General features: G+C 46.2%; 5 protein-coding genes. 2 read left to right on the forward strand and 3 right to left on the reverse strand.

What is annotated here, in order from left to right; translation table 11 throughout:
• Positions 1-3: 3 nt before the first annotated feature.
• Positions 4-765, reverse strand: a complete 762-nt coding sequence (locus L2082_RS08025; protein WP_446009755.1) for a 16S rRNA (uracil(1498)-N(3))-methyltransferase — start codon at positions 763-765, stop codon at positions 4-6.
• 91 nt (positions 766-856) lie between these two features.
• Complete coding sequence (locus L2082_RS08030; protein WP_446009754.1) at positions 857-2,053, reverse strand: metallophosphoesterase; 1,197 nt, start codon at positions 2,051-2,053, stop codon at positions 857-859.
• Positions 2,054-2,311: 258 nt separating this feature from the next.
• Between L2082_RS08030 and L2082_RS08035 the strand changes: the two genes are divergently transcribed.
• The gene (locus L2082_RS08035; RefSeq protein ID WP_446009753.1) at positions 2,312-4,135 is read left to right on the forward strand and encodes a tetratricopeptide repeat protein; all 1,824 of its coding nucleotides are present in this window, start codon (positions 2,312-2,314) and stop codon (positions 4,133-4,135) included.
• Positions 4,132-4,962 (forward strand): hypothetical protein, encoded by an 831-nt coding sequence (locus L2082_RS08040; RefSeq protein WP_446009752.1) that lies wholly within the window; start codon positions 4,132-4,134, stop codon positions 4,960-4,962. The genes L2082_RS08035 and L2082_RS08040 overlap by 4 nt, the downstream gene beginning before the upstream one ends.
• 51 nt (positions 4,963-5,013) lie before the next feature.
• On the opposite strand, the gene L2082_RS08045 is transcribed toward L2082_RS08040, so the two are convergent.
• Positions 5,014-6,051 carry an AMIN domain-containing protein gene (locus L2082_RS08045; protein WP_446009751.1) on the reverse strand — a complete coding sequence of 346 codons (1,038 nt, stop codon included), beginning with the start codon at positions 6,049-6,051 and terminating at the stop codon, positions 5,014-5,016.
• Between the last annotated feature and the right edge of the window lie 401 nt (positions 6,052-6,452).

Below are 6,452 nucleotides of genomic sequence, written 5' to 3' on the forward strand. Positions count from 1 at the left end.
TGTTCAAGCAGACCTTGAGTGGGTTACTCGCAGTATCTCTAACTGCGCCAGCAAGGCAACAACCGCTGTATCCACATGCAGGATTCTATTCCCCATAGAAAACCCGGCAAACCCCTGAGCAAGAAAATTCTCCACCTCAAAATCATTCCACCCGCCTTCCGGCCCGATAGCCAGCAGGATTTTTTCTTTTTCTCCTGACTTCGGATAAACCTCTGACAGTCCTGTTGTTACTCCCGGATGAGCAAGCAGCCCAAGACCGGTTAAGGTCGGCACAACATCCTGAACAAAAGGCTTAAAACGACGGTGGATCAGTACTTCAGGTAAACGGGTATCCACAGCCTGCGTCAACCCTTCCAGCAGGAGGTTCTTGATTTTTCCTGGTTCAAGTACCGGAGTCTGAAAGAAAGATTTTTCTACTCTGGCAGACCTGATCAGATGAATACGGTTTACCCCCATTACGGTTGCCTGCTTGAGAATACGCTGGAGCATAATCGGGCGGGGTAGGGCAAGGATCAGCTCCACTGTCGGGGCTGGAGGCGGAGGGCTGTCCAGTTCAACCTTGAGTTCAACGGATTGCCCATCCTGCTCAGCCATTCGGATGATTGTTCCTTGGCCCATCTTGCCATTGATCATGCCGATCTGCAGGCTGTCGCTGGGTTTCAGTTTCAGGATAGTGTGGATATGCCTGGCCCGATGGCCTGTGAGAATGAGGCGGTCTTTGTTGGGGCCATCAAGTTCATGCTGTTCAAAAAGCAGGATGTTCATAGTTCGTAATGATGAGCTTTCATGTTGTGTTGCTCCATCTCAAGGGAGGTGGACCAGGGTGTACTGAAATATGCTGAAAGACTGATTCTCATTAGCTCAGGATAAACTGGCTGATTTCTTTATAGGTTCCCACCCGCATGGGTGGTCCCCAATAGGCGGTTCCCTGATTGACGTAGATCAGGGTGTTTTTATGTTGATAAAATCCTTTCAGGTAGGGCTGTTGCAGAGGAGTGAGATAGTTAAAAGGCCAGATCTGTCCACCGTGCATATGCCCTGAAAGAATCAAATCCACCCCATGATCCGCTGCTTCTTCAACAGCTCTGGGTTGATGGGCCAGCAGGATAACAGGCTTTGTTGGCGCTGTCTCTCCTGTTTTTTCTTCCCCACCCAAGGCCCTGGTAAAATCCGGGGCATGTTCTTTGCCAAATTTTCCGGCTTGATAATCTGTTACTCCGGCCAGAATAATCGCATCCCTGCCCTGACGGATCTCTACTCTGCTATTATTAAGGACCGTAATACCCAGTTCCTCTATGATAGGCAGCCATTGTTCGACTCCGCTATAGTATTCATGATTACCTGTGACAAAAAAAATGCCATGCCGGGCCTTGAGGTCAGCCAACGGGGCAAGTTCGCCAGCAAGCTCAGCAGGTTTACCATCAACTAAATCTCCTGTTATGGCGATAAGATCAGGGGTCAGGTTATTAACGACAGCTACAATTTCAGCCAGTTCAGCTCTCATTGACATGGCACCGATATGGATATCAGATATCTGGACAAGGGAAAACCCCTGAAAGCCAGCAGGCAAACCAGGAAGAGTAACAGGAAGCCGGTTGACCGTGGGGGGATCAAGGCATTTTTTTACGCCAAAGGCTGAAACCCCAAATACCGCAATAGAGGCCGTAGAAGCAAGGGCGCGGGCAAGAAAACGTCTCCGCCCCGGATCAGGGATATATTGTTTTTTCGCAAATAAGTGCTGACCGATAGCGGTGAGTAATTGCAGGCTATCTGCGGCAAGAAAAAAGAAAACAAAGAGCATCAGGATCCCAAGCCAAAGGTGACCAAGCCATAAGAGAGGATAGCGTTGCTCAACTGAGAACCATGCTGCCAGGGTGCGAGCTGCTGGCAGAATGAGAAAAAGAAGGAGCACAATCCCTGTGCCAAGCCGTTGCTTCTGATGGCTCAAGCCAGGCCTTTTGACCATCCAATGCCAGAAGTAGTAATGCATAAGAAAGTGGACAGTCAGTACGATAGCCAGAAAACGGAGCAAAAAAAGGGTAGAGGAGGACATGTTATGTACTTTGCTTTTGTTAAAGGTGGGAAACCTGTTCTTCCTTTTCTCAAGAGAACCTGGACGTTGTTAAAAAAAGACAACGTTTTTGACAGGATGTTACTGGTGTTCACTTTGTTTGAGAGAAATATATTGCTCTTCTGTTGTGAAATCCTTGTTCATGCTATATAAATAAGTTTGTGTAATCGTCAAGACAATGATGGTCGTTTATAGGATAACCGGGAATTTTTGAGAAATATTAGAAAGAGCAGAGAATCTATGTTGTATCAGGATTGGGCGGACGTCTCCTCCCGGAAATTGAAGCTGGGCATACTCGCACTTGCCTTTATCAGCGGACTTGGTGGCTGTGGGCAGAAGAAAACTGTTAGTACGGGCCATGAGTTGGCAGCGCCTGACAAGGCGGTGTACCCTGCATCAGCTCCATCCCAGGAAAGAAAGGGGGAGAAAGGATGCAGTTATTTACATTTTCTTTTGGGACGTCATGCTGAGTTGGCAGCAGAGTATGAAAAAGCTCTGGCCTTATATGAAAAAGCCCTTCAATGTGACCCTGATGCAGAATTTGTTCTTCGCAAGGTCCCGTTACTGCTCCTGCGTCTTAACCGTGGTGAGGAAGCTATTCTTCATCTGAAACAGTATCTTGATCAGCATCTGGAAGATACCGTTTCCAGAATGTTACTGGCCAAGATATATATCCGTCAAGGTGAATTCTCCAAGGCAGCAGCGCAGTACCGAAGAATTCATCAACTGGATGAGCAGGATACCACCTCCCTGCTCTTATTGAGCGAGCTGTATCTTGCAGAAAACAAGTATGATATGGCTAAAACAGCTCTTCATGATGTGCTGGCAGTTGATGAGCGTTCCTATTCAGCACACCTTCTTTTGGCCCGACTCTTGGTAGTAGAGGAGGATTTTGAAGCTGGTCAACAACATTATGAACAGGCACTTGATATCACATGGTCTGAGGGCTTGCAACTGGAACTTGCTGACCTCTTGACCAGACAGGAGAAATATACAGAAGCCGTTACATTATACCAGGAAATTCTTCATCATGATGAAGAAAATGAAGAAGCCCTGGTTGCTCTTATCCATCTCTACCTGCTGCAGGGAAAGGAGCATAAGGCTATGAAAAAATTACAGTACCTTAAGAAGAACATTAAGGATCCAACCCAAGCAGAATTGGCCATCATCCGTTTGCATGTTCGCTGGGAAGAATATGATAAGGCAATAGCTTTGCTTGAGGAATTTCTCCAGAAAAATGAACTTTCCGAGGCCCGTTATCTGTTGGCTGCTCTTCGGTTTCAGCTGGAACAATACGAAGAGCTTCTCCTGGATTTGCAAAAGATAGATCCAGAAGCAAAGGAATATGAAGACAGTCTTTTTCTACAGGTACGTACATTAAAGGAATTGGAGCGTTATCAGGAGGCTGTTCAGGTACTTGAAACTGTTCTTGCTCAGGAAGAAGGGGGGACGCCGGATTTGTACATTCTGCTTGCTGGCATATACCAATTCATTGGTCAGGAAGAGCAATGTCGCAAGACCTTTCTGCGTGCCCTTGAGGTATACGATAAGAATGAGCAGGTGCTGTACGAATACGGATTATTTCTGGATTTTATTGGGGATCAGGATGCAGCCCTGAACGTGATGGAACAGGTTATAACAATAAATGCAGAGCATGCCGGGGCTTTGAATTATATTGGCTACACCTGGGCTGATAAGAAGGAAAATTTATCTGAGGCCTTGCGCTATATTTCCCGTGCAGTAAAACTTAAACCAAATAACGGCTATATTCGCGATAGCCTTGGCTGGGTTTATTATCAGCAGGGGAAGTATGAAAAAGCACGAAAAGCTTTGGAAATGGCCGTGGAAATGGCCCCTGATGATCCGGCAATCCTTGATCATTTAGCAGAAACCTATCTTGCTTTGGATCTTCCAGAGAAAGCCAGGCAAACCTGGGAGAAATTTCTTGATATGTATCATAAATACAGGAAAGAGCAGAAGCCGGGCGGTATGGGCCGGGAAGATAAAGAAAGTCAGCGTATACAGAAAAAAATTCATCGTCTTAAAAATGGAGGAAACAAGTGAGAAAGAGTAAACAGGGGATAATATGGTATTGCGCAGGGGTATTGATGTTGGCTGGTTGTGCAGCAACCCCACCCAAAACAGTGGAGATAAGTGATAGCACAGAGCTGCGGCAGGTGGAGAGCAAGCTTACCCGTTTTTTGGGCCAGTCCTGTGTTAATGCTATAGATTGTGATGTGCAGTTCAGCTGGCAGGCCTATGGTCAGGGCAAGACCCTTTCTGCAACCATGCAGGCCATGCATCCTTCGTCCTTACGTTTTGCCATGATTGATCCTTTGGGCAGGCCATTAGTCCTGCTGGGAGCACACGAGAACCGGTTTACCTTAGCAGATAATAATGAGGCAATCGGGTATACCGGGACAATGGATTTGGATGTGGTCCAGAAATTTCTTCCACCCTTTATTCCTCATGAGGATCTTTTTTATTGGTTGAGCGGTCGTGTGAACCGCCGGGGAATGCAGAATCTTTCAACCAGAATGGATGCAGAGGAAAACCTGTTCTGGTATGAAGTGGCCTATCCTGGTCAAGCAGGTGAGGACAAAGAAAAGATGACGCATATGTTGGCACTCAATGAAGACAATCAACTGGTTCGGCACATGGTTCTTGATGCGGACGGTGATATTCAGTTTGAAGCCAGGTATGCTGACTACTCAGCAACACCAAGGACATGCAGCTGGCCTGGCCGGATTGAGATGACAGGCGATGCTCTGGAGGCTGACTTTACCTTGGTTTTCACAGAGATTTTTGATTTTAAACCAATAGAGCAACGACGTTTTCAGGTCAAGATACCACCTCATTTTGAAGTGCGAAAACTCATCAATGAATCCTGAAGCGGGCGACTCCTTGGAGTCGCCTGATGTGTTTTCCGGGGGAAAGGATTTTTATCGCAGGAGTTCTGAAGGATCGCCGGTTGGCGCGTTCCCCAGGGTGTTGATGATGATGACAAAGAGGTTCTCTTCTTTAAAAAAGACCTGTTGCAGGTCGTAGCTGTAGCTCGGGGTCAGATCAAGAACAACCCGTACCTTGTTTTCCTTTTTTTCTTTCCCTATTCGTATTTTCTGGATGTACTTTCCAGCTGTCTTCAGGCTGTCCGGGATATCCTTTGCAGCCACAGTATCCTTGAAATCACAAACCACCCTTGGGGTTCCCTCTTCAATGCCAAAGACTATGGGAGGGTGAAATTCATTCAACTTAAACAGGACCATTTCGCCCCGGTTGGAATCATTGTCAAAGCTGATGGAGGTCAGGATAGGGAGACCAGCATTCTCCTGGATATCTTCCACTTCCGCCTGAGGAGTTTGCTCTGCTTTTGCAACCGGTGTAACAGGTGCTGATTGTTTTTCGTGTTGCTCAGGCTCAGGAGCTGTTGTTTCTGGCTGCTGCGCAACGTGCTCCTGTTTTTCTTCAGGCTGCGGTGGGGGTACTGCCTGGTTGGGTTCTTCCTGGTGTTGTTGATCTGGCTCAGGAGGTGGCGCTGTTTTTTTCTCTTCTTTCGCCTTCTTTGCACCTGCATAATGGACTGAAACAATCAGGGATTGTTTTTTGTTATCAAAATCCTGGCGGATATTGATATTCTTGTTGGGTCGGAGATCAAGCACAACCCGTGTTTTGGGGTCATCACCTTTATGGATACCAACCCGGATGCGTTTGATGAGTTCGCCATTGGTGTTGATGATGTTGTTAATCATCTTTGCTGCACTTGTATCCTCAAAATCAAAGACCACTCGGGGTTGTTTCCCTTGCAGCGTGAATATTTTCGGGATATAGGTGCCGTTGAGTTTAAAGATGATGCGTTCTTCTCCGTCGCCGGAATGCTCGAAGTTGATATCCTCGATCATTTTTTGGGCTGCTGTTGCCTGCCAGCTATGAAAAAGCAGAACGACAAGGACAAGAGTGGCTGTTGAGATATTTTTAAGCATTGTTCCTCAGTTAGTGCTACTGGTGATGGGGAGCATGGACAAATATGATATTACGCAGTAAATATTTATAGATATATTACGTTTAACATATCGGTGTCAACAAATTTTCACAGAGATGTCAGGCCAGGATCTTCTTACAAAAAACGCTGTAAGGGAATGGGAAAACAGTTTATGCAGGATTGTTGGAGAGTTAAGCAGCTGTGGATAGGATCATTCTTTTTTTTAAGCAGTCAGGACTTCCGAGGACTCGGCGATTTCGCCTTGCGCTGTGTAATACTCAAAAACGACACCTTCTTGATACAAAATCAACAATAACCACTTGAAAAGCAGAATAAAATGATCATATTTTCTCTAGAATTACTTTATCAGGAGAAAATTGCCATGATCTTCTTAAGTTACTT

Source organism: Candidatus Electrothrix sp., assembly GCF_052785085.1.